23 protein-coding genes are annotated in these 24,184 nt (G+C 70.8%); 21 read left to right on the top strand and 2 right to left on the bottom strand.

Annotated features, from left to right (window positions below):
* Positions 1-6 precede the first annotated feature (6 nt).
* From O7623_RS18515 to O7623_RS18440, 16 genes are all read left to right on the top strand, one after another.
* A complete protein-coding gene (locus tag O7623_RS18515; protein ID WP_282224281.1) occupies positions 7-753 on the top strand; it encodes an NADH-quinone oxidoreductase subunit C in 747 nt (248 codons plus the stop codon).
* On the top strand, positions 750-2,072 hold the full coding sequence (locus tag O7623_RS18510; protein WP_282224280.1) for an NADH-quinone oxidoreductase subunit D: 1,323 nt from the start codon (positions 750-752) through the stop codon (positions 2,070-2,072). Before O7623_RS18515 ends, O7623_RS18510 begins: the two co-directional genes overlap by 4 nt.
* The gene (gene nuoE, locus O7623_RS18505) at positions 2,069-3,067 is read left to right on the top strand and encodes an NADH-quinone oxidoreductase subunit NuoE (RefSeq protein WP_282229467.1); all 999 of its coding nucleotides are present in this window, start codon (positions 2,069-2,071) and stop codon (positions 3,065-3,067) included. Before O7623_RS18510 ends, nuoE begins: the two co-directional genes overlap by 4 nt.
* Positions 3,064-4,416 carry an NADH-quinone oxidoreductase subunit NuoF gene (gene nuoF, locus O7623_RS18500; RefSeq protein WP_282224279.1) on the top strand — a complete coding sequence of 451 codons (1,353 nt, stop codon included), beginning with the start codon at positions 3,064-3,066 and terminating at the stop codon, positions 4,414-4,416. The genes nuoE and nuoF overlap by 4 nt, the downstream gene beginning before the upstream one ends.
* On the top strand, positions 4,416-6,929 hold the full coding sequence (locus tag O7623_RS18495) for an NADH-quinone oxidoreductase subunit G (RefSeq protein ID WP_282224278.1): 2,514 nt from the start codon (positions 4,416-4,418) through the stop codon (positions 6,927-6,929). The genes nuoF and O7623_RS18495 overlap by 1 nt, the downstream gene beginning before the upstream one ends.
* Entirely contained in the window at positions 6,926-8,275 is a 1,350-nt protein-coding gene (gene nuoH / locus O7623_RS18490) for an NADH-quinone oxidoreductase subunit NuoH (RefSeq protein ID WP_282224277.1), read from the top strand. The genes O7623_RS18495 and nuoH overlap by 4 nt, the downstream gene beginning before the upstream one ends.
* A gap of 1 nt (position 8,276) precedes the next feature.
* Complete coding sequence (gene nuoI / locus O7623_RS18485; RefSeq protein ID WP_348775094.1) at positions 8,277-8,873, top strand: NADH-quinone oxidoreductase subunit NuoI; 597 nt, start codon at positions 8,277-8,279, stop codon at positions 8,871-8,873.
* The gene (locus O7623_RS18480) at positions 8,870-9,625 is read left to right on the top strand and encodes an NADH-quinone oxidoreductase subunit J (RefSeq protein WP_282224276.1); all 756 of its coding nucleotides are present in this window, start codon (positions 8,870-8,872) and stop codon (positions 9,623-9,625) included. Before nuoI ends, O7623_RS18480 begins: the two co-directional genes overlap by 4 nt.
* Positions 9,622-9,921: an NADH-quinone oxidoreductase subunit NuoK gene (gene nuoK, locus O7623_RS18475; protein WP_123607128.1), complete on the top strand. Its 300-nt coding sequence runs from the start codon at positions 9,622-9,624 to the stop codon at positions 9,919-9,921. The genes O7623_RS18480 and nuoK overlap by 4 nt, the downstream gene beginning before the upstream one ends.
* Before the next feature lie 11 nt (positions 9,922-9,932).
* Entirely contained in the window at positions 9,933-11,852 is a 1,920-nt protein-coding gene (nuoL, locus tag O7623_RS18470; protein ID WP_282224275.1) for an NADH-quinone oxidoreductase subunit L, read from the top strand.
* Positions 11,849-13,384, top strand: a complete 1,536-nt coding sequence (locus O7623_RS18465) for an NADH-quinone oxidoreductase subunit M (protein WP_282224274.1) — start codon at positions 11,849-11,851, stop codon at positions 13,382-13,384. The genes nuoL and O7623_RS18465 overlap by 4 nt, the downstream gene beginning before the upstream one ends.
* On the top strand, positions 13,381-14,937 hold the full coding sequence (gene nuoN, locus O7623_RS18460) for an NADH-quinone oxidoreductase subunit NuoN (protein ID WP_282224273.1): 1,557 nt from the start codon (positions 13,381-13,383) through the stop codon (positions 14,935-14,937). Before O7623_RS18465 ends, nuoN begins: the two co-directional genes overlap by 4 nt.
* Before the next feature lie 45 nt (positions 14,938-14,982).
* A complete protein-coding gene (locus O7623_RS18455; protein ID WP_282224272.1) occupies positions 14,983-16,041 on the top strand; it encodes a polyprenyl synthetase family protein in 1,059 nt (352 codons plus the stop codon).
* Positions 16,042-16,301: 260 nt separating this feature from the next.
* Entirely contained in the window at positions 16,302-17,096 is a 795-nt protein-coding gene (locus O7623_RS18450; RefSeq protein WP_282224271.1) for a helix-turn-helix domain-containing protein, read from the top strand.
* Positions 17,097-17,188: 92 nt separating this feature from the next.
* Positions 17,189-17,683, top strand: a complete 495-nt coding sequence (locus O7623_RS18445) for a sigma-70 family RNA polymerase sigma factor (protein WP_282229466.1) — start codon at positions 17,189-17,191, stop codon at positions 17,681-17,683.
* Positions 17,680-18,369: a zf-HC2 domain-containing protein gene (locus O7623_RS18440; protein WP_282224270.1), complete on the top strand. Its 690-nt coding sequence runs from the start codon at positions 17,680-17,682 to the stop codon at positions 18,367-18,369. The genes O7623_RS18445 and O7623_RS18440 overlap by 4 nt, the downstream gene beginning before the upstream one ends.
* An 89-nt stretch (positions 18,370-18,458) precedes the next feature.
* Here O7623_RS18440 and O7623_RS18435 read toward each other — a convergent pair whose 3' ends face one another.
* Both O7623_RS18435 and O7623_RS18430 read right to left on the bottom strand, forming a co-directional pair.
* On the bottom strand, positions 18,459-18,920 hold the full coding sequence (locus O7623_RS18435; protein WP_282224269.1) for a GNAT family N-acetyltransferase: 462 nt from the start codon (positions 18,918-18,920) through the stop codon (positions 18,459-18,461).
* A gap of 99 nt (positions 18,921-19,019) precedes the next feature.
* On the bottom strand, positions 19,020-19,406 hold the full coding sequence (locus O7623_RS18430; protein ID WP_282224268.1) for a phage holin family protein: 387 nt from the start codon (positions 19,404-19,406) through the stop codon (positions 19,020-19,022).
* A 132-nt stretch (positions 19,407-19,538) separates the two neighbouring features.
* Here O7623_RS18430 and eccB point away from each other — a divergent pair, with 132 nt between their 5' ends.
* From eccB to O7623_RS18405, 5 genes are all read left to right on the top strand, one after another.
* Positions 19,539-20,906: a type VII secretion protein EccB gene (gene eccB, locus O7623_RS18425; RefSeq protein WP_282224267.1), complete on the top strand. Its 1,368-nt coding sequence runs from the start codon at positions 19,539-19,541 to the stop codon at positions 20,904-20,906.
* Between the two features lie 124 nt (positions 20,907-21,030).
* A complete protein-coding gene (locus O7623_RS18420; protein WP_282224266.1) occupies positions 21,031-21,348 on the top strand; it encodes a WXG100 family type VII secretion target in 318 nt (105 codons plus the stop codon).
* 46 nt (positions 21,349-21,394) lie between these two features.
* Positions 21,395-21,688, top strand: a complete 294-nt coding sequence (locus O7623_RS18415; protein WP_282224265.1) for a WXG100 family type VII secretion target — start codon at positions 21,395-21,397, stop codon at positions 21,686-21,688.
* 148 nt (positions 21,689-21,836) lie between these two features.
* A complete protein-coding gene (locus tag O7623_RS18410; RefSeq protein WP_282224264.1) occupies positions 21,837-23,801 on the top strand; it encodes an SseB family protein in 1,965 nt (654 codons plus the stop codon).
* Positions 23,798-24,163: a hypothetical protein gene (locus O7623_RS18405; RefSeq protein WP_282224263.1), complete on the top strand. Its 366-nt coding sequence runs from the start codon at positions 23,798-23,800 to the stop codon at positions 24,161-24,163. Before O7623_RS18410 ends, O7623_RS18405 begins: the two co-directional genes overlap by 4 nt.
* Positions 24,164-24,184 lie beyond the last annotated feature (21 nt).

Genomic DNA, 24,184 nt, shown 5'->3' with positions numbered 1-24,184 from the left:
GATTCAGTGACGGGGCCGACCAACGCGCCGAGCGAGCAGCCCGGTGGCGGCGTACCCGCCGCCGCACCGCCGGTCGGGGCGACCAGTGGCGCACCGGCCGAGTACCCGCCGGCCAGCCCGGCCGGGCGTGGCATGTTCGGCATCCAGGGTTCCGGCGACACCTCCGGCTTCGGCGGCCTGGTCCGTCGCCGGGCCTCCGTGGCCGGCAGCGAGCGGCCGTACGGCGGCTACTTCGACGAGGTGTGCGACGCGCTGGAGGAGGCCTACCCGGCGTTCGCCGACGCGATCGAGAAGGTGATCGTCGACCGGGGCGAGCTGACCCTGCACATCCGCCCGGAGCGGATCGCCGAGGTGTGCCGGGTGATGCGCGACGACGAGTCGCTGCGCTTCGAGCTCTGCTCCTCGGTCTCCGGAGTGGACTACCTCGGTGCCGACGAGCGCCGACTGCACGTCGTCTACCAGTTGACCTCGATGACGTACCGCCGTCGGGTCCGGCTCGAAGCGGCGGTCAGCGCCGAGGACCCGCACCTGCCCAGCGTCACCGCCGTCTACCCGACCGCCGACTGGCAGGAGCGGGAGACGTACGACATGTTCGGGGTGATCTTCGACGGCCACCCGGCGCTGACCCGGATCCTGATGCCGGACGACTGGGAAGGCCACCCGCAGCGCAAGGACTACCCGCTGGGCGGTGTCCCGGTGGAGTACAAGGGCGCCGAGATCCCACCGCCGGACAAGCGGAGGAGCTACCAATGACCGCCGGATACGCAACCGAGCGCGACACCGACGAGGGCAAGGTCTTCACCGTCACCGGTGGGGACTGGGACACCGTGGTCGGTGGCACCGACCCGCTCACCGACGAGCGGATCATCGTCAACATGGGCCCGCAGCATCCGTCCACCCACGGCGTACTGCGCCTGGTGCTGGAGCTGGAGGGTGAGACGGTCCGGGAGGCCCGGACGGTCGTCGGCTACCTGCACACCGGGATCGAGAAGAACCTCGAGTACCGCAACTGGGTGCAGGGCACCACCTTCGTCACCCGGATGGACTACCTGGCGCCGATCTTCAACGAGACTGCGTACAGCCTCGCGGTGGAGAAGCTGCTCGGGATCACCGACGACATCACCGACCGGGCGAACACCATCCGGGTGCTGATGATGGAGCTCAACCGGATCTCCTCGCACCTGATCTGGCTGGGCACCACCGGTCTGGAGCTCGGCGCGATCTCGATCATGCTGTACTGCTTCCGGGAGCGCGAGTACATCCTGGAGATCTTCGAGCTGGTCTCCGGGCTGCGGATGAACATGGCCTACGTCCGTCCCGGCGGGGTCGCCCAGGACATCCCGGACGAGGCGATCGTCAAGATCCGCGAGTTCCTGAAGATGATGCCGAAGCGGCTCAAGGAGTACGAGGACCTGCTCTCCGGGCAGCCGATCTGGCTGGAGCGGACGCAGAACGTCGCGGTGCTCGACGTCACCGGCTGCCTGGCGCTGGGCGTCACCGGTCCGGTGCTGCGCTCGGCCGGGCTCGCCTGGGACCTGCGCAAGACCATGCCGTACTGCGGCTACGAGAACTACGAGTTCGACGTACCGACCACGCCGACCGCCGACGTCTGGGGCCGCTACCTGGTCCGGATGGCCGAGATGCGGGAGTCGCTGAAGATCGTCGAGCAGGCGCTGGACCGGCTGAAGCCCGGCCCGATCATGGTGGCCGACAAGAAGATCGCCTGGCCGGCGCAGCTGGCCATCGGCGTCGACGGTATGGGCAACTCGCTGGAGCACGTCGCCAAGATCATGGGTCAGTCGATGGAGTCGCTGATCCACCACTTCAAGCTGGTGACCGAGGGCTTCCGGGTGCCACCCGGGCAGGTGTACGTCGGCATCGAGTCACCCCGGGGCGAGCTGGGCGTGCACGCCGTCTCCGACGGCGGGACCCGCCCGTACCGGGTGCACTACCGCGAACCGAGCTTCGTCAACCTCCAGGCGATCCCGGCCATGGCCGAAGGCGGGCTGCTCGCCGACGTGATCGCCGGGGGCGCCTCGTTGGACCCCGTGATGGGTGGGTGTGACCGCTGATGGGCTTCAGTCAGGAAACGCACGACCGGGCCCGGGAGATCATCGCCCGGTACCCGGCGGACCGGTCCCGCTCGGCGCTGCTGCCGTTGCTGCACCTGGTGCAGTCCGAGGACGGCTACGTCTCGCCGGCCGGCGTCGAGTTCTGCGCCGAGCAGCTGGGCATCAACAAGGCCCAGGTCAGCGCGGTCGCCACCTTCTACACGATGTACAAGCGTCGGCCCACCGGTGACTGGCTGGTCAGCGTCTGCACCAACACCATGTGCGACGTGCTCGGTGGGCAGCGGGTCTACGACGCGCTCAGTGAGCATCTCGGCGTCGGGCACGAGGAGACCACCGCCGACGGCACGGTCACCCTGGAGCATGCCGAGTGCCTCGCCGCCTGCGACTACGGCCCGGTCATGACCGTCAACTACGACTTCTTCGACAAGGTCGACCCGGACATCGCGCTCGGGGTCGTCGAGGAGTTGCGCGCCGGCGGCCGCCCGACCCCCACCCGGGGTGCCCGACTGTGCACCCTGAAGGAGATGTCGCTGCAGCTCGCCGGCTTCTCCGACACCCGCGAGGGTGCGGTCGCCGACGGACCGGCCGGCGACGCCACCCTGCGTGGGCTGCGCCTGGCCCAGCAGCACGGCATCGCCGTCGCCGGCTTCGACCCGAACACCCCGATCAGCGGCGACGCGCCGGAGCCGGCGGCCAGCCGGCCCGCGCCCGCCGCGACCGGCAGCACGGCCCCGGACGTCAAGGCCCCGCAGGCCAAGTCGCCGGAGATCCGGGCCGCGGAGACCCGCGCGCCGGACGCGAAGACGCCGGTCCCGGACGCGCCCGGCACCACGGTGCCGGCCGACCGGACCGAGCCGGACAGCGACGCCGAGGCCGCCGAGGCGGCCGGCACCGCCGCCAACCCGCCGGCCAGCGACGCCAAACCAGCCGGTGACAGCCCGCAGCCGCAGCGTGAGGCGCTGCGGGACGCGCGCAGCGAGGAGGGCACGGCATGACCGAGCCGCGACGGGAGACCCTGGAGAAGCTGACGCCGGTGCTGACCAAGCGCTGGCTGTCGCCGGACGCCTGGAAGATCGACGTCTACGAGCAGCTCGACGGCTACGCGGCCCTGCGCAAGGTGCTCGCCGGCAAGCCGGGCGGCCGGGGTCGCGCCAGTGACCCGGTGCACCCGGACGATCTGATCAAACTGATCAAGGACTCGGGGCTGCGGGGCCGGGGCGGGGCCGGATTCCCCACCGGACTGAAGTGGGGCTTCATCCCGCAGGGCGACGGCAAGCCGCACTACCTGGTGGTCAACGCCGACGAGGGCGAGCCGGGCACCTGCAAGGACCTGCCGCTGATGATGTACGACCCGCACTCGCTGGTCGAAGGCGTCATCATCGCCTCGTACGCGATCCGGGCCAGCCGCGCCTTCATCTACATCCGGGGCGAGGCGGTGCACGCCGCCCGGCGGCTGCGCAACGCCGTCGACGAGGCGTACCGGGCCGGCTACCTCGGCACCGACATCCTCGGCTCCGGCTTCGACCTGGACCTGGTGGTGCACAGCGGCGCGGGTGCGTACATCTGCGGCGAGGAGACCGCGCTGCTGGACTCCCTCGAAGGCTTCCGGGGCCAGCCCCGGCTGCGCCCGCCGTTCCCGGCCACCCACGGCCTGTACGCCTGCCCGACCGTGGTCAACAACGTCGGCACCATCGCCAGCGTGCCGTACATCGTGCTCGGCGGCGCCAACTGGTGGAAGTCCATGGGCACGGAGAAGTCGTCCGGCCCGATGATCTACTCGCTCTCCGGCCGGATCGCCAACCCCGGCCAGTACGAGTGCTCGATGGGCATCACCCTGCGCGAGCTGATCGAGCTGGCCGGCGGCATGCAACCCGGGCACGAGCTGCGGTTCTGGACCCCCGGCGGGTCGTCCACGCCGCTGCTGACCGCCGAGCACCTGGACGTACCGCTGGACTTCGAAGGGGTGGCCGCGGCCGGGTCGATCCTCGGCACCACCGCCACCCAGATCTTCTCCGACCAGGACTGCCCGGTGTACGCGACCTACCGGTGGCTGGAGTTCTACCACCACGAGTCGTGTGGCAAGTGCACCCCGTGTCGCGAGGGCAACTACTGGATGGTGCGGGTCTACCGGCGGATCCTGGCCGGCCAGGGCACCCACGAGGACCTCGACACCCTGCTCGACACCTGCGACAACATCCTCGGCCGGTCGTTCTGCGGCCTCGGTGACGGTGCGACCAGTTCGGTGACCTCCTCGCTGAAGTACTTCAAGCAGGACTACCTCGACTACATCGAGGGCCGCACGGCACCGAAGCTGTCGGAGAAAGCATTGGTAGGTGCGCACTAATGGCAGAGGTAGCGAAGACCACCGAGACGGTCACCCTGACCATCGACGGCGTCGAGGTCACCGCGCCCAAGGGGGCGCTGCTGATCCGGGTCGCCGAGAAGCTGGGCATCGAGATCCCCCGGTTCTGTGACCACCCGCTGCTCGCCCCGGCCGGTGCCTGCCGGCAGTGCCTGGTCGACGTCGAGGGCCAGCGCAAGCCGGTCGCCTCGTGCACCCAGACCGTCGCCGAGGGCATGGTGGTCCGCACCCAGCTCACCTCCGACGTGGCCAAGAAGGCCCAGCAGGGGGTCATGGAGCTGCTGCTGGTCAACCACCCGCTGGACTGCCCGATGTGCGACAAGGGCGGTGAATGCCCGCTGCAGAACCAGGCGATGTCGACCGGCCGGCCGGACTCCCGCTTCCACGAGCACAAGCGGGAGTACCCCAAGCCGGTCGAGATCTCCAGCCAGGTGCTGCTGGACCGGGAACGCTGCGTACTGTGCCAACGCTGCACCCGGTTCTCCGAGGAGATCGCCGGCGACACGTTCATCGACCTGATGGACCGCTCCTCCGGCGAGCAGATCAACGTCTACCGCGACGAGGCGTTCGGCGCCGACCCGGCGGTCGACGGCGAGGCCGGTGCCGGCGACGAGCCGTTCAACTCCTACTTCTCCGGCAACACCGTGCAGATCTGCCCGGTCGGCGCGCTGACCGGCGCCCAGTACCGGTTCCGGGCCCGCCCGTTCGACCTGGTCTCCACGCCGAGCGTCTGCGAGCACTGCTCGGCCGGCTGCGCCCAGCGCACCGACCACCGGCGTGGCAAGGTGATGCGCCGGTTGGCCGGCGACGACCCGGCGGTCAACGAGGAATGGAACTGCGACAAGGGCCGGTGGGGGTTCCGCTACGCCACCGCCACCGACCGGCTGACCACCCCGCTGGTCCGCGACGCCGACAGCGGTGAGCTGCGTGAGGCGTCCTGGAGCGAGGCCCTGGCGGTCGCCGCCGAGGGGCTGCGCAAGGCCCGCGACGGCGCGTACGGCGTCGGGGTGCTCACCGGCGGCCGGCTCACCGTCGAGGACGCCTACGCCTACGCGAAGTTCGCCCGGGTGGCGCTGCGTACCAACGACATCGACTTCCGGGCCCGGCCGATCGCCGGTGCCGTCGGCTCCACCGAGGAGGCCGAGTTCCTGGCCGCCCGGGTCGCCGGCGGCGCCGAGGCGACCTACGCCGACGTCGAGCGGGCCCCGGTGGTGGTGCTCGCCGGGCTGGAGCCGGAGGAGGAGTGCCCGATCCTCTTCCTGCGGCTGCGCAAGGCGTACACCAAGAAGGGCCTGCGGGTGGTGGCGCTGGCGCCGTACCTGAGCCGGGGCCTGGAGAAGCTGGGCGCCACGCTGGTGCCGACCGTGCCCGGCGACGAGGCGCGGCTGCTCACCGAGGACACGACGGTCACCGAGGCACTCGCCCGGTCCGGCGCGATCCTGATCGTCGGCGAGCGGCTGGCGGGCGTACCCGGTGGGTTGTCGGCCGCTGGCGCGGTCGCCGACCGGGCCGGCGCGAAGCTGGCCTGGGTGCCACGCCGGGCCGGTGACCGGGGCGCGGTCGACGCCGGCTGCCTGCCGAACCTGCTGCCCGGTGGCCGTCCGGTCGCCGACGCGGCGGCCCGCGCCGAGCTCACCGGGGCCTGGGACATCGGGGCCGGGATCATCCCGGCCGAGCCGGGCCGTGACGTCGACGCGATCGTCGCGGCGACCGCCGCCGGCAAGATCGGCGCGCTGGTCGTCGCCGGGGTCGACCCGGCCGACCTGGCCGACCCGCGCCTGGCCGAGCAGGCCCTGGACGCGGTGCCGTTCCTGGTCAGCCTGGAGATCCGGCACAGCGCGGTGACCCGCCGCGCCGACGTGGTCTTCCCGGTCGCCCCGGTGGTGGAGAAGGCCGGCAGCTTCGTCGACTGGGAAGGCCGGTTGCGCACCTTCGGCGCGGTGCTGGAGACGACCGCGATGCCCGACGCCCGGGTGCTCGACGCGCTCGCCGCCCAACTCGGCGTCACCCTCGGCACCGGCGAGGTCAACCTGATCCGCCGCGAGTTGGGCGCACTGCCGGCTACCAAGGCCCAGCGGCCCGGTCTGCCGCTGGTCGACCCGGTCGCGGCGGCGGCACCGGGGGCCGGCGAAGCGGTCCTGGCCACCTGGCACCACCTGATCGACCTCGGCACCCTCACCGACGGTGACCCGCATCTGGGCGGCACGGCGCGGCGACCGGTGGCCCGGCTCGGCAAGGCGCTGGCCGGCGCGCTCGGCGTCGCCGACGGCGACCCGGTCACCGTCGGCACCGACCGGGGCGCGGTCACCCTGCCGGCGGCGGTCACCGACGGACTGCCCGACGGGGTGGTCTGGCTGCCGACGAACTCGCCCGGCTCCACGGTGCGCCGCAGCCTCGGCGCGGTCGCCGGAGCGGTGGTCAAGGTCAGCGCGGCCGCCGGTGGCGCGCTCGGCGGCAACGGCGCGACGAACCTCAACGTAGGGGGTCTGCGGTGAACGGACTTGCACAGGATCCCACCCTGTCCGACTTCGGGCAGGATCCGTGGTGGCTGATCCTGATCAAGGTGCTCTTCGCCTTCGTGTTCGGCCTGGTCGGCACGCTGCTCGGGGTCTGGTTCGAGCGGCGGGTCGTCGGCCGGATGCAGGTGCGGCCCGGCCCGAACCAGGCCGGCCCGTTCGGTCTGCTGCAGACCCTGGCGGACGGCCTGAAGATGGCCTTCAAGGAGGACATCCTGCCGAAGGCCTCCGACAAGGTGGTCTACTTCTTCGCCCCGACGATCTCGGTGATCTGCGCGGTGACCGCGCTGTCGGTGATCCCGTTCGGACCGATGGTGAGCATCTTCGGCACCCGGACTCCGCTGCAGGTCACCGACGTGCCGGTGGCGGTGCTGGTGCTGCTGGCCTGCTCGTCGATGGGCGTGTACGGCCTGGTGCTCGGCGGCTGGGCGTCCGGGTCGACGTACCCGCTGCTCGGCGGCCTGCGCTCGACGGCGCAGGTGATCTCCTACGAGATCGCGCTCGGGCTGTCGGTGGTCGGCGTCTTCATGACCGCCGGCACGATGTCGACCAGCGGCATCGTCGCCGCCCAGTCGGGCGGTGACCGGGTAACCTCGATCGCTGGCTTCGACCTGTACGCGCCGGGCTGGTACGCGATCCTGCTGCTGCCCAGCTTCATCATCTTCTTCATCGCGGCGGTGGCCGAGACCAACCGGGCACCGTTCGACCTGCCCGAGGCCGAGTCCGAGCTGGTCGCCGGCTACATGACCGAGTACAGCTCGCTGAAGTTCGCACTGTTCATGCTCTCCGAGTACGTCGCCATGGTGACCATGTCGGCGGTGACGGTGACGCTGTTCCTCGGCGGCTGGCGGGCACCCTGGCCGATCAGCATCTGGGACGGGGCCAACTCCGGCTGGTGGCCGATGCTCTGGTTCATGGGCAAGGTCATCGCGCTGGTGTTCGTCTTCGTCTGGCTGCGCGGCACCCTGCCCCGGCTGCGCTACGACCAGTTCATGCGGTTCGGCTGGAAGGTGCTGCTGCCGATCAACCTGCTCTGGATCCTGGCGCTCGGCGGCATCCGGGTGACCAGCGGCTGGGAGCGCAACGACCGGCTGGTCGCGATCGGTATCCCGGTCGCGATCCTGCTGGCCGTGGTGATCTTCTGGCCGAGCCGCAGGCAACAGCCGACGCCGACCCTGCAGGAGCAGGTCGACACCCGTCCGCCGGGCAGCTTCCCGCTGCCCCCGATGGACCTGCAGGTCCCGCCCAGCCCGCGGGCCAAGCGGGCGGTAGCCGAACGGGAACCGGCCCAGGTCGGTCCCGCCACCGACGACAAGGAGGTGTGACGTGGGCGCGATCACGGGAACGTTCAAGGGGTTCGGGGTCACCTTCTCCCACATGTTCCGCAAGGTGGTCACCACCGACTACCCGTTCAAGCCACCGGTGTCCGCGCCGCGTTACCACGGCCGGCACATCCTCAACCGGCACCCGGACGGGCTGGAGAAGTGCATCGGCTGTGAGCTGTGCGCCTGGGCCTGCCCGGCAGACGCGATCTACGTCGAGGGCGGCGACAACACCGAGGAGCAGCGGTTCTCCCCGGGCGAGCGGTACGCCAGCACGTACCAGATCAACTATGCCCGGTGCATTTTCTGTGGCCTGTGCATCGAGGCCTGCCCGACCCGCTCGTTGACCATGAGCAACGAGTACGAGCTGGCCCGCGACTCCCGGCAGGACCTGATCTTCACCAAGGAGCAGCTGCTGGCGCCGCTGCTGCCGGGCATGGAGCAGCCGCCGCACCCGATGCGGCTGGGCGACAGCGAGAAGGACTACTACGTCGGGGCGCTGACCAACCCCGGTACGTCGGCCGGTGCGGAACGGGCGCCCTGGTCGGAGCAGGGCACCCAGGACGGCTCGGGGACGACGACGGGAGAGGGCAAGCCATGACCGAGCTCGTAGCGGAGGTCTCCACCGGAGAGGCGGTGACCTTCTGGATCCTGGCCCCGCTCGCGCTGCTCGGCGCGATCGGCATGGTGTGGGCCCGCAACGCGGTGCACTCCGCGCTCTGGCTGGTCCTGACCATGCTCTGCCTCGGCGTCTTCTACGTCGTGCAGGGCGGGCCGTTCATCGGCCTGGTGCAGATCATCGTCTACACCGGCGCCATCATGATGCTGTTCCTGTTCGTGCTGATGCTGGTCGGCCGGGACGCCTCCGACTCGCTGATCGAGACCCTGCGCGGTCAGCGGATCGCCGCCGTCGTGCTCGGCGTCGGCTTCGCCGCGCTGGTCGGTACCGGGCTGTACCGGGGCCTCGGCGGGGTGCAGGCGGCCGGGCTGGAGCAGGCCAACGCGGACGGCAACGTCCAGGGCATCGCCGCCCTGCTGTTCACCCGCTACCTGGTCGCCTTCGAGGTGACCGCCGCCCTGCTGACCACCGCCGCGATCGGCGCCCTGATCCTGGCGCACATCGAGAAGCGCAAGGAACAGCGGCGCGGCCAGCCGGAGATGATGCGGCAACGGTTCGCGCCCGGCAACTACCCGGGCCCGAAGCCGGGGCCGGGTGTCTACGCCACCTCCACCTCGGTCGCCACGCCGGGCCGGCTGCCCGACGGCACGCTCACCGAGCGGAGCATCCCGGCGATCCTGCCGACGCGTGAGCTCTCGCCGAGCGAGGCCGCCCCGAAGGGGACTGACAAATGACTCCGGACAACTACCTGATCCTGTCGGCGGTGCTGTTCACCATCGGCGCGGTCGGCGTGCTGGTCCGCCGCAACGCGATCGTGCTGTTCATGTGCATCGAGTTGATGCTCAACTCCGCGAACCTGGCGCTGGTCACCTTCAGCCGGATCAACGGTGACCTCAACGGCCAGATCATCGCCTTCTTCGTGATGGTCGTGGCGGCTGCCGAGGTGGTCGTGGGGCTCGCCATCATCATGACCATCTTCCGGACTCGGCGCTCGGCGAGCGTCGACGACGCCAACCTGCTGAAGTACTAAGGGGCCCACACGTGGAACCGACTGTGGAGTACGCCCAGGCCACGGGGCTGCTGAGTAGCGTGTGGCTGCTGGTGGCCATTCCGCTGGCCAGCGCGGCGATCCTGCTGCTGCTCGGCAAGCGCGCCGACAAGTGGGGGCACTGGCTCGGCGTGGTCGCCGTCGGGGCGATCTTCGTCCTCGGCCTGACCTACTTCTTCCAGCTACGCGGCCTGGACAACCGGGCGGTCGAGCTGAGCCTGTGGCAGTTCATCGAGGTCGGTGGCCTGTCGGTGGACTTCGGGCTGCTGTTCGACCCGCTGTCGGCGGTCTTCGTGCTGCTGATCACCGGCGTGGGCTTCCTGATCCACGTGTACGCGGTCGAGTACATGTCGCACGATGCGGGGCGACGGCGCTTCTTCGCGTACTTCAACCTGTTCGTCGCCGCGATGCTGGTGCTGGTGCTCGGCAACAACTACGTGATGCTCTTCCTCGGCTGGGAGGGCGTCGGTCTGGCGTCGTACCTGCTGATCTCCTTCTGGTACAACCTGCCCGCCGCGGCGACCGCCGGCAAGAAGGCGTTCCTGATGAACCGGGTCGGCGACGCCGGCCTCGTACTGGCGATCTTCCTGATGTTCGCCACCCTCGGCACCACCCAGTTCGACGCGGTCTTCACCGGTGCCGGCGCGCTGGCGTCCGGCACGATCCTGGCGATGGGCCTGCTGTTGCTGCTCGGCGCGACCGGCAAGTCCGGCCAGTTCCCGCTGCAGGCGTGGTTGCCGGACGCGATGGAGGGTCCGACCCCGGTCTCGGCGCTGATCCACGCCGCGACGATGGTCACCGCCGGCGTCTACCTGATCGCCCGGTCCAACCCGATCTTCTCGGCCAACCCGACGCTGCAGACCGTGGTGGTCAGCGTCGGCGCGCTCACCCTGCTGATCGGCGCGGTCATCGGCTGCGCCAAGGACGACATCAAGCGGGTGCTGGCCTGGTCGACGGTCTCCCAGATCGGCTACATGTTCCTCGGCGTCGGGCTCGGCGGCGGGGCGTACGCGCTGGCGATCGTGCACCTGCTGGCGCACGGCTTCTTCAAGGCCGGGCTGTTCCTCGGTGCCGGCTCGGTGATGCACGGGATGAAGGACCAGACCGACATCCGGCGGTTCGGCGGTCTGTGGCGGCACATGAAGATCACCTGGGCGACCTTCGGGCTGGCCTGGCTGGCGATCATCGGCATCTGGCCGCTGTCCGGCTACTTCTCCAAGGAGCCGATCATCGCGGCGGCCTTCGAACGGGAGGACTGGACCGCCTGGCTGTTCGGCGGGGCCGCGCTGCTCGGTGCCGGGCTGACCGCCTTCTACATGACCCGGCTGTTCATCCTCACCTTCCACGGCCCGAAGCGGTGGACCGAAGACATCGACCACCCGCACGAGTCGCCGCCGCTGATGACCGTGCCGCTGATCCTGCTGGCGGTCGGCTCGGTCGCCGCCGGTTGGCTGATGTCCACCTCGGTGCCCGAGTGGCTGACCCCGGTGCTGGGCACCGAGGAGGGCCACCACGAGGCGGTGCTGTCGCACGGCGCGGTCACCATCCTGGCGCTGGTGATCACCGTGCTCGGCGCGCTGCTCGGCTGGCTGCTGTTCCGCAACGGCACCGCCGAGCAGGAGCAACCGGCCGGGGTGCTGGTCACCGCCGCCCGGCACAACCTCTACACCGACGCGGTCAACCGGGCGGTGTTCGAAAAGCCGGGCATCTTCCTCACCCGGGCGCTGGTCTTCCTCGACAACCGGGGAGTCGACGGCCTGGTCAACGGGCTGGCCGCCGCGATCGGCGGCAGCTCCGGGCGGCTGCGGCGGCTGCAGACCGGCTTCGTGCGTTCGTACGCGATGTCCGTGCTCGCCGGTGCCTTCGTGGTGGTCGCGGCGTTCCTCGCCCTGCAGATGGGATGGCTGGCGTGAACGACTTTCCGTTCCTCTCGGTGCTGACCGTGGCGCCGCTGGTCGGTGCGCTCGTGGTGGCGCTCGTCCCGCGCCGCCAGGGGGAGCTGGCCAAGTGGCTGGCGCTCGGCTGGTCGGTGGCGGTGCTGGTGCTGTCACTGGTGATGTGGTTTGCCTTCTCCGCCGGTGGTGAGCGCTTCCAGTTCCGTGAGTCGTACCCGTGGATCCCCAACTGGGGGGTGAACTTCACCTTCGCCGCCGACGGCATCGCACTGGTCATGCTGATGCTGATCGCCGTACTGGTGCCGCTGGTGATCCTCGCCTCCTGGCACGACGCGGAGGCGTCGAAGCGGTCGGTGCCGGTCTACTTCGGCCTGCTGCTGCTGCTCGAAGGCACGATGATCGGCGTCTTCGCCGCAGCCGACATCTTCCTGTTCTACGTGTTCTTCGAGGTCATGCTGGTGCCGATGTACTTCCTGATCGGCAGCTACGGCGGCCACCAGCGGCAGTACGCGGCGGTCAAGTTCTTCCTCTACTCGCTGGTCGGCGGCCTGTTCATGCTGGCCGCCGTGATCGGCCTGTGGGTGGTCGGCGGGCAGACCTTCGACTGGCAGGCGCTCAGCCAGATCGACATGTCCACCGGTGTCGAACGCTGGCTGTTCCTCGGCTTCTTCGTGGCCTTCGCGATCAAGGCACCGTTCTTCCCGTTCCACACCTGGCTGCCCGACGCCGGTGGCGCCGCGCCGGCCGGCTCGGCCGCGCTGCTGGTCGGTGTGATGGACAAGGTCGGTACGTTCGGCATCCTGCGCTACTGCCTGGGGCTGTTCCCGGAGGCGTCCCAGTGGTTCGCCCCCTGGGCGTTGACGCTGGCGGTGATCGGCATCATCTACGCCGCGCTGCTGGCGGTCGGCCAGAACGACCTGAAGCGGCTGGTGTCGTACACCTCGATCTCGCACTTCGGCTTCATCGGCGTCGGCATCTTCGCGTTCACCACCCAGGCCGGCACCGGTGCGGTGCTCTACATGGTCAACCACGGGCTCGCCACCGGCCTGCTGTTCCTGGTCGTCGGCATGTTCGTGGCCCGCCGCGGATCCGCGCTGATCAGCGACTTCGGCGGCGCCGGGAAACTGGTCCCGGTGCTGGCCGGGGTCTTCTTCTTCGCCGGTCTGGCGTCGCTGGCGCTGCCCGGTACCGCCCCGTTCATCTCCGAGTTCCTGGTGCTGATCGGCACCTTCTCGGTGAACAAGCCGGTCGCGGTGATCGCCACCCTCGGCATCATCCTGGCTGCCGCGTACGTGCTGTGGATGGTGCAGCGCACCACCCAGGGCACGCTCAACCCGGCATTGACCGAGGTCGAGCCGATGAAGCGGGACATCACCCTGCGGGAGAAGATCGTGGTCGCCCCACTGATCGCGCTGATCCTGCTGTTCGGCTTCTACCCCAAGCCGTTGACCGACGTCATCAACCCGGCGATCGAGGCGACGTTGTCCGATGACGTCGGCAGGTCCGACCCCGCCCCGACCGTGGGCGTTATTCAGGAGGCGGCCCGGTGAGCGACATTTCGTTCCCCGAGATCAGCTACGCGGCGATCGCGCCGATGCTGATCCTGTTCGGCGCGGCGATGGTCGGCGTACTGGTCGAGGCGTTCGTGCCCCGGTCGGTACGCAACCCGGTGCAGTTGGTGCTCGCCCTCGCCAGCATGGTCGCCGCCCTGGTCGCGGTCGTGCTGCAGGGCGGCACCCGGACGGTGACCGCAGGTGAGGCGATCGCGGTCGACGGCCCGACGCTGTTCCTGCAGGGGGCGATCCTCGTCCTCGGGGTGATGGCCATGCTGCTGATCGGCGAACGGTCGCTGGAGACCGGCGGCGCGTTCGTCGCGCAGGCGGCGATCGTGGTCAACTCGCCGGAGGACCGCAAGCAGGCGGCCGGCCGGGGTGGTGCGACCGAGGTCTACCCGCTGGCGTTGTTCGCCATCGCCGGCATGCTGCTGTTCGTCGCGGCCAACGATCTGCTGACGATGTTCATCGCGCTGGAAGCCTTCTCGCTGCCGCTGTACCTGCTCTGCGCGCTGGCCCGCCGCCGGCGGCTGCTCAGCCAGGAAGCGGCACTGAAGTACTTCATGCTCGGCGCCTACTCGTCGGCGTTCTTCCTGTTCGGGCTGGCGCTGACCTACGGCTTCACCGCCGGGGTGGACAGCCCGACCGGGCCGGGGGTCGACTTCGCCACCATCCGTACGGCGGTGGAGACCTCGACGGCCAGCCCGGTGCTGCTCTTCGCCGGCATCGCGTTGATCTCCGTCGGGCTGCTGTTCAAGGCGACCGCGGCACCGTTCCACGTCTGGGCACCGGACGTCTACCAGGGCGCGCCGACCCCGGTGACCGGCTTCATGGCCGCCTGTACCAAGGTCGCCGCGTTCGGCGCGCTGCTACGGGTGCTGCACGTGGCCTTCTACGGGGCCGCCTGGGACTTCACCCCGGTGCTGGGCGCGATCGCCGTACTGACCATGCTGGTCGGGGCGATCATGGCCGTCACCCAGACCGACATCAAGCGGCTGCTGGCGTACTCGTCGGTGGCGAACGCCGGCTACCTGCTGGTGGGTGTGCTGTCGCTGTCCGCCGAGGGCCTGGCGAGCACGATGTTCTACCTGGTGGCGTACGGCTTCATCGTGATCGCGGCGTTCGCCGTGGTGACCCTGGTCCGTGACGACGAGGGTGAGGCCACCCACCTGTCCCGCTGGGCCGGGCTGGGCCGCCGGTCGCCCCTGTTCGCCGGGATCTTCACCTTCATCCTGCTGGCGTTCGCCGGAATCCCGCTTACCAGCGGCTTCACCAGCAAGTTCGCGGTGTTCGGGGCGGCGGTCGGGGACGGCCAGATCTGGCTCGTGATCGCCGGTGTGGTGACCAGCATGATCCTTGCCTTCCCGTACCTGCGGGTGGTGGTGATGATGTGGCTGAGCGAGCCGAGCGAGGCCACCCCGACGGTGGTGATCCCCGGGGCGCTCACCTCGGCGGCGCTGATGATCGGCGTACTGGCCACGCTGCTGCTCGGGGTGGCGCCGGGCGCACTGCTGGATCTCACCAGCAACGCCGCCGAGTTTGTCCGATGAGTCACCTCACCCGCCCCCAACCTGGGCCGCACGGACCGTTGTGGCATGGTTGGGGGTGTGGTGAGGACGGCTGACGGCAGCTCCATCGCGTCTGGCGGCGGGGCGGTGACCTCGATCGGGATCGACATCGTCGACCCGCGGTTGCAGGCGTCCGTCACCGACATCATGGCGTCGGTCGAGGCCGAGTTGCGCGACAGTGTGTTCAGCGCCGACCCGTTCGTCACCGAGGCGGCCCGACATCTGGTCGAGGCCGGCGGCAAGCGGTTCCGGCCGCTGCTGGTGGCGCTCGGCGCGCACTTCGGCGACCCGGAGCGGCCGCTGGTGGTGCCGGCGGCGGTAGTGATGGAGCTCACTCACCTGGCGACGCTCTACCACGACGACGTGATGGACGAGGCCCCGGTGCGCCGGGGCGCGCCCAGCGCCAACTCCCGGTGGACCAACTCGGTGGCGATCCTGGTCGGCGACTACCTGTTCGCCCGGGCCGCCGATCTCGCCGCTGACCTGGGCATCGAGGCGGTCCGGCTGCAGGCCCGCACCTTCGCCCGGCTGGTGCACGGCCAGATCGCCGAGACCGTCGGTCCGCGCGACGGTGAACCGTCGGTCGACCACTACCTGCAGGTGATCGGGGACAAGACCGGCTCGTTGATCGCGACGTCCGCCCGGTTCGGCGGCATGTTCGGCGGTGCGACGCCGACCCACATCGAGGCCCTCGCCGGGTACGGCGAGACCATCGGCGTGGCGTTCCAGCTCTCCGACGACCTGCTCGACATCGCCTCCGAGTCGGCCCAGTCGGGCAAGACGCCCGGCACCGATCTGCGGGAGGGGGTGCCGACCCTGCCGATGCTGTACGCCCTGGCCGACGACGACGGTGACGCCGCCTCCCGACGGTTGCGGGAGATCCTGGCCGCCGGTCCGGTGACTGACGACGACCTGCACGCCGAGGCGCTCGGCCTGCTGCGCGAGTCGCCGGCGCTCAAGCGCGCCCGGGAGACGGTGCGCAGCTACGCCGAGGAGGCACGGTCCCGGCTGGCACCGCTGCCGGCGGGGCCGGCCCGGCAGGCGATGGAGTCCCTCTGCGACTTCATCGCCGACCGCACCAACTGACGACGTCCGTACCGCTGACGGCCGGCTTGCCGGACGGGGTCGTCGGCGTAGCGTGGCAGTCGGATTTCCGCTGTCCAGCGGCGGTACGGGGGTGGACGGTGGGTGCTCCCATTTGCGATGAGCTCAGGCCAGCCAATAGCATGAACCGTACGTGTCGGGCGCCACACCGATAGTCGCCATCTGGTGCCCCTGATTCGAAAGGGCATTCCACAGGCGGCTGTCTTTTCATATGGTGTAAGTCCCCGGCGGCGGAGGTGGTTGTGCGCGACCCCTTGGCGGAACCTTCGGACCTCATCCGGAGTGTTTCACGGGCACTTCGGGTGCTCGAAGCGGTCGGTCGTGCCCCGCGCGGACTGACCGTCAAACAGATTGCCCGGCGCTGCGAGCTGACCGTGGCCACCACGTACCACCTGGTGCGCACGCTGGCGTACGAGGGCTATGTGATCCGTCGTGAGGACGGCACCTACATCGTGGGGCTCGAGGTCGCCGACCGCTACCGGGAACTGGTGGCCGCGTTCCGCGGGCCGCCGGCGGTGGGCGAGGCCCTGCGCCGGGCGGCGGTCGAGACCGGCTACAGCCACTATCTCGGCCGATTCGTCGGCACCCAGGTGGCGGTGACCGCCTCAGCGGACGGGCTGCGGTCGCCGTACCTGGAGGACATGGTCCCCGGCTTCGACGAAGGCGCCCACGCGACCGCGCTCGGCAAGGCGCTGCTCGCCACCCTCACCCCCGATCAGCGGTTCCGCTACCTCAAGGAATTCGGCATGCGGCCGTTCACCTCGGCGACGATCACGACGATCGAGGGTTTCGAGGCGGACATCGCGGTCGGCGACCGGCGCGGCATGCATCTGGAGATCGGCCAGTACCGGCAGGGGGTGGCCTGCGCGGCGGTCATGGTCAACGTCGACAAGGACGTCGAACGACGGGTCGCGATCGCCTGTGCGCTGCCGGCCGCCGAGATGATGACCTCGGCCCGGGTGGTCCGCGCGAAGCTGCTGACCGCCGCCCGGGCGGTCGCCGATGCGATGACCGCGCCGGAACAGCCGATGAACTGAGCTGTTTTCGCAGGACGTTGAACCGCCGGGTCGGCGGCTACGTGTCAAGAGGCGGAAGGGAAGGGCGCCTCTTGACCGACCAGGATTCACAACTGATGCGCGCGTTGCACGAGGAGCACGGCGACGCGCTCTTCGCCCATGCCCTGCGGCTGGCCGGCGGTGACCGCCAACGAGCCGAGGACCTGGTGCAGGAGACGCTGCTGCGGGCCTGGCGACATCCCGAGTCGCTGGACCCGGAGCGAGGTTCCGTACGGGCCTGGCTGTTCACCACGGCCCGCAACCTCGCCATCGACGCCTGGCGTCGACGCAGCGTACGGGTCGGGGAGGTCGTCACCGACGAGCTGCCGGAGCCACCGCCCGCGGTGGACGAGGCGGACCGCGCGGTGGAGGCGTGGACAGTGGCCGAAGCTCTCGGCCGGTTGTCCCCACCGCACCGCGAGGTGCTGATCGAATGTTTCTACCGGGGTCGCTCGGTCTCCGAGGCGGCCGCCCGGCTCGGGGTGCCGCCCGGCACCGTGAAGTCACGTACACATTACGCACTGCGCTCGCTGCGGCTGGTGCTGGAGGAGATGGGGGTGACCCAGTGAAGTGTGACTACGCGCACGACGACGGCGCGTACGTCCTGGGTGCCCTGTCCCCGTCGGAACGTGCCGCGTACGAGCACCACCTCAGTGGCTGTCCGAGCTGCCGGCAGGCGGTCGCCGAGATCGCCGTACTGCCGGGTCTGCTCGGCCGGCTCGACCCGGCGGGGTTCGAGCAGATCAGCGACCCACCGTCGGCCGGCCCCCGGCTGTCGACGCTGGTCACCGCCGCCGGGCAGGCCCGCCGCAAGGGCCGGCGGATGCGGCGCTGGCAGACCGCCGGCGCGGCGCTGGCCGCCGCCGGACTGGCGATCGTCGTCGGCTTCGGGGTCGGCTGGGTCGGTGCCGGCGGTACGCCGGAGACCAACCCCGGCACCCAGCTCACCGCGATGCAGCCGGTGGCGTCGCAGCTGCCGATCCACGCCGAGGTCGGCCTGCAGAAGGTGGCCAACGGCACCGAGGTGACGATGCGATGCTGGTGGGAGCCGACCAATCCGGACGGCGAACCGATGAACTTCGAGCTGGTCGCCTACGACCGCGACGGTGCCAGGCAGCGGGTCGGTTCGTGGGCGGTGAGTCCCGGCGCGGAGATCGTCTTCACCGGCGCCACCCGGTTCGCCGAGACCGACCTGGAACGGTTGGAGCTGGTGCGGGCCGACGGATCGGCGATCCTGACCCACCAGGTCGGCTGACCCACCGGGTCGGTGGAGTCACCGGGTCGGTGGAGTCACCGGGTCGGTGGAGTCACCGGGTCGGTGGAGTCACCGGGCGCGCGTGCCGGTCAGCCGCCGGTGTTCAGATCGGCCGTCGGTGGTGCCGTCAGCTCCATCCAACGGTCGGGGTCGGCCAGCGGGGTGAAGCCCAGCTCGGCGTAGACGCCGTGCGCGTCCAGAGTGCCCAGCAGCAGCCGGCGTACCCCCTGTCGGGCCAGTTCGTCGCGGGCCGCCGCCACCAGCCGGCGGCCGAGTCCACGACCCCGCACCGAGCGGTCGATGTAGACGTCACAGAGCCAGCCGAAGGTCGCTTTGTCGGTGACGACCCTGGCGAAACCGACCTGGCCGCCGTCGCCGCCCCGGTAGACCCCGAACACCAGGGAGTTGGCGATCGACCGGGCGACCACCTCCCGGGGGCGGCCCAGCGCCCAGTACGCGTCGGTGGAGAGCCAACCGTGGACCCGGTCGACGTCGACCCGGGTCGGGTCGTCGCAGATCTGATGGCCGTCCGCAAGCATGATCGACACCATCCGCTGACCGTAGACGTCGGCTGGTCGGCTGTCCCTACGAATTCCGGACGGATGCGGCGACACCGGGTGAGCGATGTCCGGCGACGCGATGCCCGACGGTCAGTCCCGGTCCAGCACCAGCCCCAACAGCCAGGTGACCACGCTGACGAAGAGCGCACCGAGCACGGCGGACGGCCAGAACCCGTCGACCTCGAACGGCAGGTCGAGCTGCTCGGCGATGACACCGGTCAGCAGGAACAGCAGTCCGTTCACGACGATCGCGATCAGGCCGAGCGTCAGCACGTAGAGGCCGCAGCCGAGGGTCTTGATGATCGGCTGCAGGATCGCGTTCACCAGACCGAAGATCACCGACACGAGCAGCAAGGTGACGATGCCCTCACCGACCGCGTCGGTCTCCAGGCTGATGCCGGGAATGACGAGGGTGGCGAGCCAGAACGCGAGCGCGGTGCTGCCGAGCCGAATGAGCAGGCTAGTCACGAAACCCATCCCCGGATCTTGCCATGACGGCGGTTCGCCGTACCGCCCCGCATCGTCGATCGGCGATACGATCTCTCACCGTCGACGCGCCGGTCACGCCGGGTTGTCGGCGCCGTCCCGAGTGGAGTGCGGAGGTGGACGATGGCATCGCGGCGCGAACTGCTGCGGTCGCACCGGTATGCGGGGAACCGGACGGTGGCCGCACTGGTGACCGGCGACGCCGATCCGGCTGCGCCGGTGCCGGGCGGCCGGGCCGGGACCGTGGCGCTGGCCGGTCTGTTGGTCGCCGCCATCGGGGTGGGTGGTGCCGCGGCATACGGTGCGGTCGCCGGATCGGCACGGCAGGACTGGCGGGACGGCCGGGCGATCATCGTCGAGCGCGAGTCCGGTGCCCGGTACGTCTACCGCGACGGACTGCTGCACCCGGTGCACAACTACAGTTCGGCGGCGCTGCTGGTGGCAAGCGCGCCGCCGCGTACCGTGCTGGTGTCCCGGGACGCGCTGCGCAGCGTGCAGCGCGGTGCCCCGTTGGGCATCCTGGGCGCTCCCGACTCGCTGCCGCAGCAGGATGATCTGCTCGACGGCGCCTGGACGGTCTGCTCGGGCACCGGGACGTCGACGTCCGGCGACACCGATGCTCCGCCGCCGGCGGTCGGGGTCGGGGTCGCAAGCGCGACGAACCGCCCACTGGGCGAGGACGGGCTGCTGGTCCAGACACCCGACGGGGAGGTCGCGCTGCTCTGGCGTGGCCGGCGGCACGGCGTACCGGAGCCGCAACTGGTGCGCGGCGCGCTCGGCTGGGGGCAGCACCGGCCCCTGCCGGTCGCGACGGCGCTTCTGCGGGCGGTGCCGGCCGGTGCCGACCTGGTCGGGCCGGTGGTGCCCGGCGTCGGCGACCGGTCGTCCGGCGTACCGGGCGCCCGGATCGGCGAGGTCTTCGTAGTGGCCACCCAGAGCGGATCGCGGCAGTACGCGGTGGCGGCGCGCGATGGACTGGCGCAGATCACCCAGGTGCAGGCCGATCTGCTGCTCACCAGCCATGACCAGGCGGTGCCGACTCCGCTGACGCAGGGCAGGTTCCGTGCTCTTGCCGGCGCGGGGAACCTGACGCCGTCCGGGTCGGCACCACCACCGGCGACCACACCGCTACTACGCGAAGCAGCGGACGGTCGACTCTGCGTACGGATCGCCGGGCCGGACGCCCCGGTGGAGATCGACCTGGATCCGCCAGGGCCGGCGGTCGGCGGGGTGCAGGTGCCGCCCGGCCGCGCGGCGCTCGTCCGGGCGGTCGCGGCGAGCGACGGTACGGCGAGCGACGGTACGGCGAGCGCATCCGCGTCCGCGCCGGTCAGCCTGGTCACCGAAACCGGGGTACGGCACGAGGTGACCGATCCGGCGACGCTCGCGGTGCTCGGCTATCCCGACGCGGTGCCGGTACCGATGCCCGCCGACGTGGTCGGACTGGTCCCGGCCGGCCCGGCGTTGGACGCGCGCGCCGCCCTCCGGTGACGGCCCCGCAGCGGCAGCGGGCGTCACGTTATCCACAGCGGACGGGTACGGGGCAGCGTCGGGGAGCGCGCCCGGCTACGTTCGTCGGTGGGGTGACGGCAGGCGAGACATGACGGGTGGTCAGATGTCGCAGACACAGGTCGATCCGGCGGCGATGCAGCAGGTCGCTGCCCGGTTCGAGCAGACCGACGAGGAGCTGCAGGCGATGCTGCGCGGGCTGCTGCAGCGTCTCGAGGTGGTGCGCAGCGCCTGGCGGGGTGCTGGTGGTCGCTCGTTCGAGCAGGTCAAGACGGCGTGGGCGCAGGAGCAGGCGGCCCTGCACCGGGCGCTGCGTGAGACGGCAGGTGCGGTGCGCGGCGCGAGCGCGCACTACCGTGGTGCCGACACGGCCGCCGGCGACCGGGTCGCGGCCGTCGCCCGACGCATCGAGCTGCCGCTGTGAGCCGAGGCGTGTCGGGTACGGGTGCCGGTGGGTCGGTGGTGACCCGATGAACGATGACGTCCTGGTGGTCGACTTCCGGGTGCTGCAGCAGGCGAGCGTCGACATCCAGCAGGCGTTGCGGACGTTGGAGACCCAGCTCGATCAGGTGGAGCGCGACGCCGCGCCGCTGGTCGGCAGCTGGGACGGTGCGGCGCGTCAGGCGTACGAGGCCCGCCAGGCCAACTGGCGGGCGGCGGCCGGCCGGTTGCGCACCATGCTGCAGGAGATCAAGGTGGCGGTGGACGAATCGGCGGCCGACTATCTCAGTGCGGAGCAGCACAACGTCCGGCTGTTTCAGTGACCGACCAGGGGAATTGTGTTTCAACCGGCACGCTGAGTGATAGTCGGGGCGTGGCCGAGAACGCCTCCCCGCCGGCCGTTGTGATCGCCGCCCTACCTTGTAGGTTGTATCCGACGCGTGTGGCCTGTCCGGTGGAAGGGGGGCGGCCGTGACCGAATGGGAACCGGCCACCGAGGTCGAGGCCGCGATGCGTGATGCGCTGCTCCGGCAGGACCAGGAGCTGTACTTCCAGATCCTGGCCGGTACGGAATTGCTGCTGCCGGTGTCGGCGGAGGCTCTGGCCGGTCAGGCTCCACTCGGCTGGGGTACCTGGACCACCAACGGCCGGACCCACGTGCTCGCCTTCACCTCCCCGGTGACCCTGCGGGCCTGCCTCGGCGACAATGGCAGCTCCGCCCGCCGGGTGACCTTCGCCGAGCTCGCCGCCACCTGGCCGAATCTTGAGTGGTGGCTGGCGGTCAATCCCGGCCTACCGATCGAAGGCTGGTTGCCGGCCTGGTTCGTCGCTCAGTTGGCGCGGGGCGACGCGCGACTGCCGAACCGGGGCGGGCAGGCCCGCGCACGGGCCACTGCCACCGTGCCGACCGGCATGGGGCCGGGCGGTCACGGTGCTCCGGGCGGTCACGCTGCTCCGGCCCGGCCCGGGGAGCCGATGCCGTCGCCGCACGACCGGTACGCCACCGATCACGCCGCGCCACCCGAGCCCGCACCCGCGCCACCGGCGCCCGCACCGCCGACCACCCCGGCCCCGCAGGGTCAGTGGCCGCACCGCCCACAACCCGACCTCGCTGCGGCGACACCGACCGCGCCGCCGACACCCGCCAGCCCACCGCCGTACGGGTCGACCCGATCGAGTGGCAGCGGCGTCGGCGGCGTCGGGCCCAACGGCCTGCCCCGTCGCGTCCCGACACCACCTGCCGGTCCGGCGCCGGTCGAGCCTGCGGCGTCGGCCCCCGCATCGGCCGCTCCGGCGAACGTCGGCCCTGCTCCGGCGAACGTCGCCCCCGCCCCGGCCGACGTCGCGGCACCGGGCCCGGTCTCCGCGCCGCCGGTCGCCCCGGTCGAGCCCGCTCAACAGCCCGTACAGCCGGAGCCCCAGCCGGATCCCCAGCTGCCGGAGCCGGAGCCGGAGCCGGCCGTCGTCTTCGATCCGGCGAACGACGTCGAGCGCGACCTGGTGGCCGCTGCCGGTGGCGGGGGCAGCAACTCGTTCCTGTCGACGCTGCTGCTGGCCCGGGTCCTGCTGCCGGTCTCGCCGGAGTCGGCGGCCGGGGCGCGGCCGGGCGACGACGGCTTCGTGTGGCGCACCGAAACAGTGGACGGTGACACCTTCGTCCTGGTGTTCACGTCACCGGAACGCATCGCCGACCACTTCGACACCCCGCTCGAAACGGTCGAGGTCAAGTTCGTCCAGCTGATCCGGCGCTGGCCCGACCCCCAGTGGTCGTTCGTCATCAATCCGGGCACCCCGGTCGGCGCGAAGCTGCCCGGGGCAGAGATCGTCGGCCTGGCCAGCTGGGCCGCCGAGCTCGGCCTCGGTGACGAGACCGACGCCGAGCCGGCGGAGGCCCGACCGGCCGAGGCGCCGGTCGCACAGCCGGTCGCCGCGACCGGTGGTACCGATCCCGACCAGCCGACGATGATGCAGAAGGCCATCGCGGCCAGCCAGGTCGACTACTACCTGGAGCGCGGGTACGACCGGGTGTCCGGCTTCGTGCACCGGGCCGCCGAGGTCGCCCATCTGAACACCCCGGGCAAGCTGCACGCCGCGCTCGGGTTGGGCTACGCGGGCTCACCGTTCGATCGGGAGGCGCCGGAGATCTTCGTGCTCCGCTGGCCGGCCTACCGGCCGAGTCTCTACCGCATCCCCTACGGCGGGCAGCACGAGTCCGCGATGCGGGCGATGGAAGGCTGGGTCATCGAGCGACCGCCGTTCCGGGGCAACGGGTTCGCCCCGGGCGAGAGCAGCGACGTGGTGGCCGAGTTCAAAGTGGACAGCATTCGGTTGCCGCACGGATCACAGCTGTGGCGGCTGACCGCCGACGGCACCGAGACACTCGTTGCCCGCCTGGACGTCGACGAGACGGCGTGGCAGCGGGTCAAGGAGGAATGATGCGTGACGGCTACGTCGCCCGCTGGCGAGGGCAGGAGTACGACGCCAGCCCGGACGGCGACCACGTCCGGATCTACCAGCCCACCGACAGCGACGGATTCACCGCCATCCGCCCCGGCCGGTGCGTCCGGGTGGTGCCGGCCGCCGAGATCGACGACCTGGCGTACGTGCGGACCACCTGCACCTGGCACGGCCAGCCGTTCGTGGTGCTCGCCAAGCACGACAGCTGGCTGCGGGTCGAGTACACCGGCGGCCGTGCCCCGGTCGCCCAGTCCCTCGGGCTGGAAGAGTTCGACTTCGGCGTCTACCAGGGCTGGGCACCGGCCAACGAGGTCACCGAGCTGCGGGAGCAGCGGGTCTGAGCCGCAGTCCGCAGCCGGGCA

It is taken from the genome of Solwaraspora sp. WMMD791 (genome assembly GCF_029581195.1).
Taxonomy (GTDB): Bacteria; Actinomycetota; Actinomycetes; order Mycobacteriales; family Micromonosporaceae; genus Micromonospora_E.
Note: the sequence above shows the minus strand (reverse complement) of the source record. Positions and strands in the feature narration are given on the sequence as shown.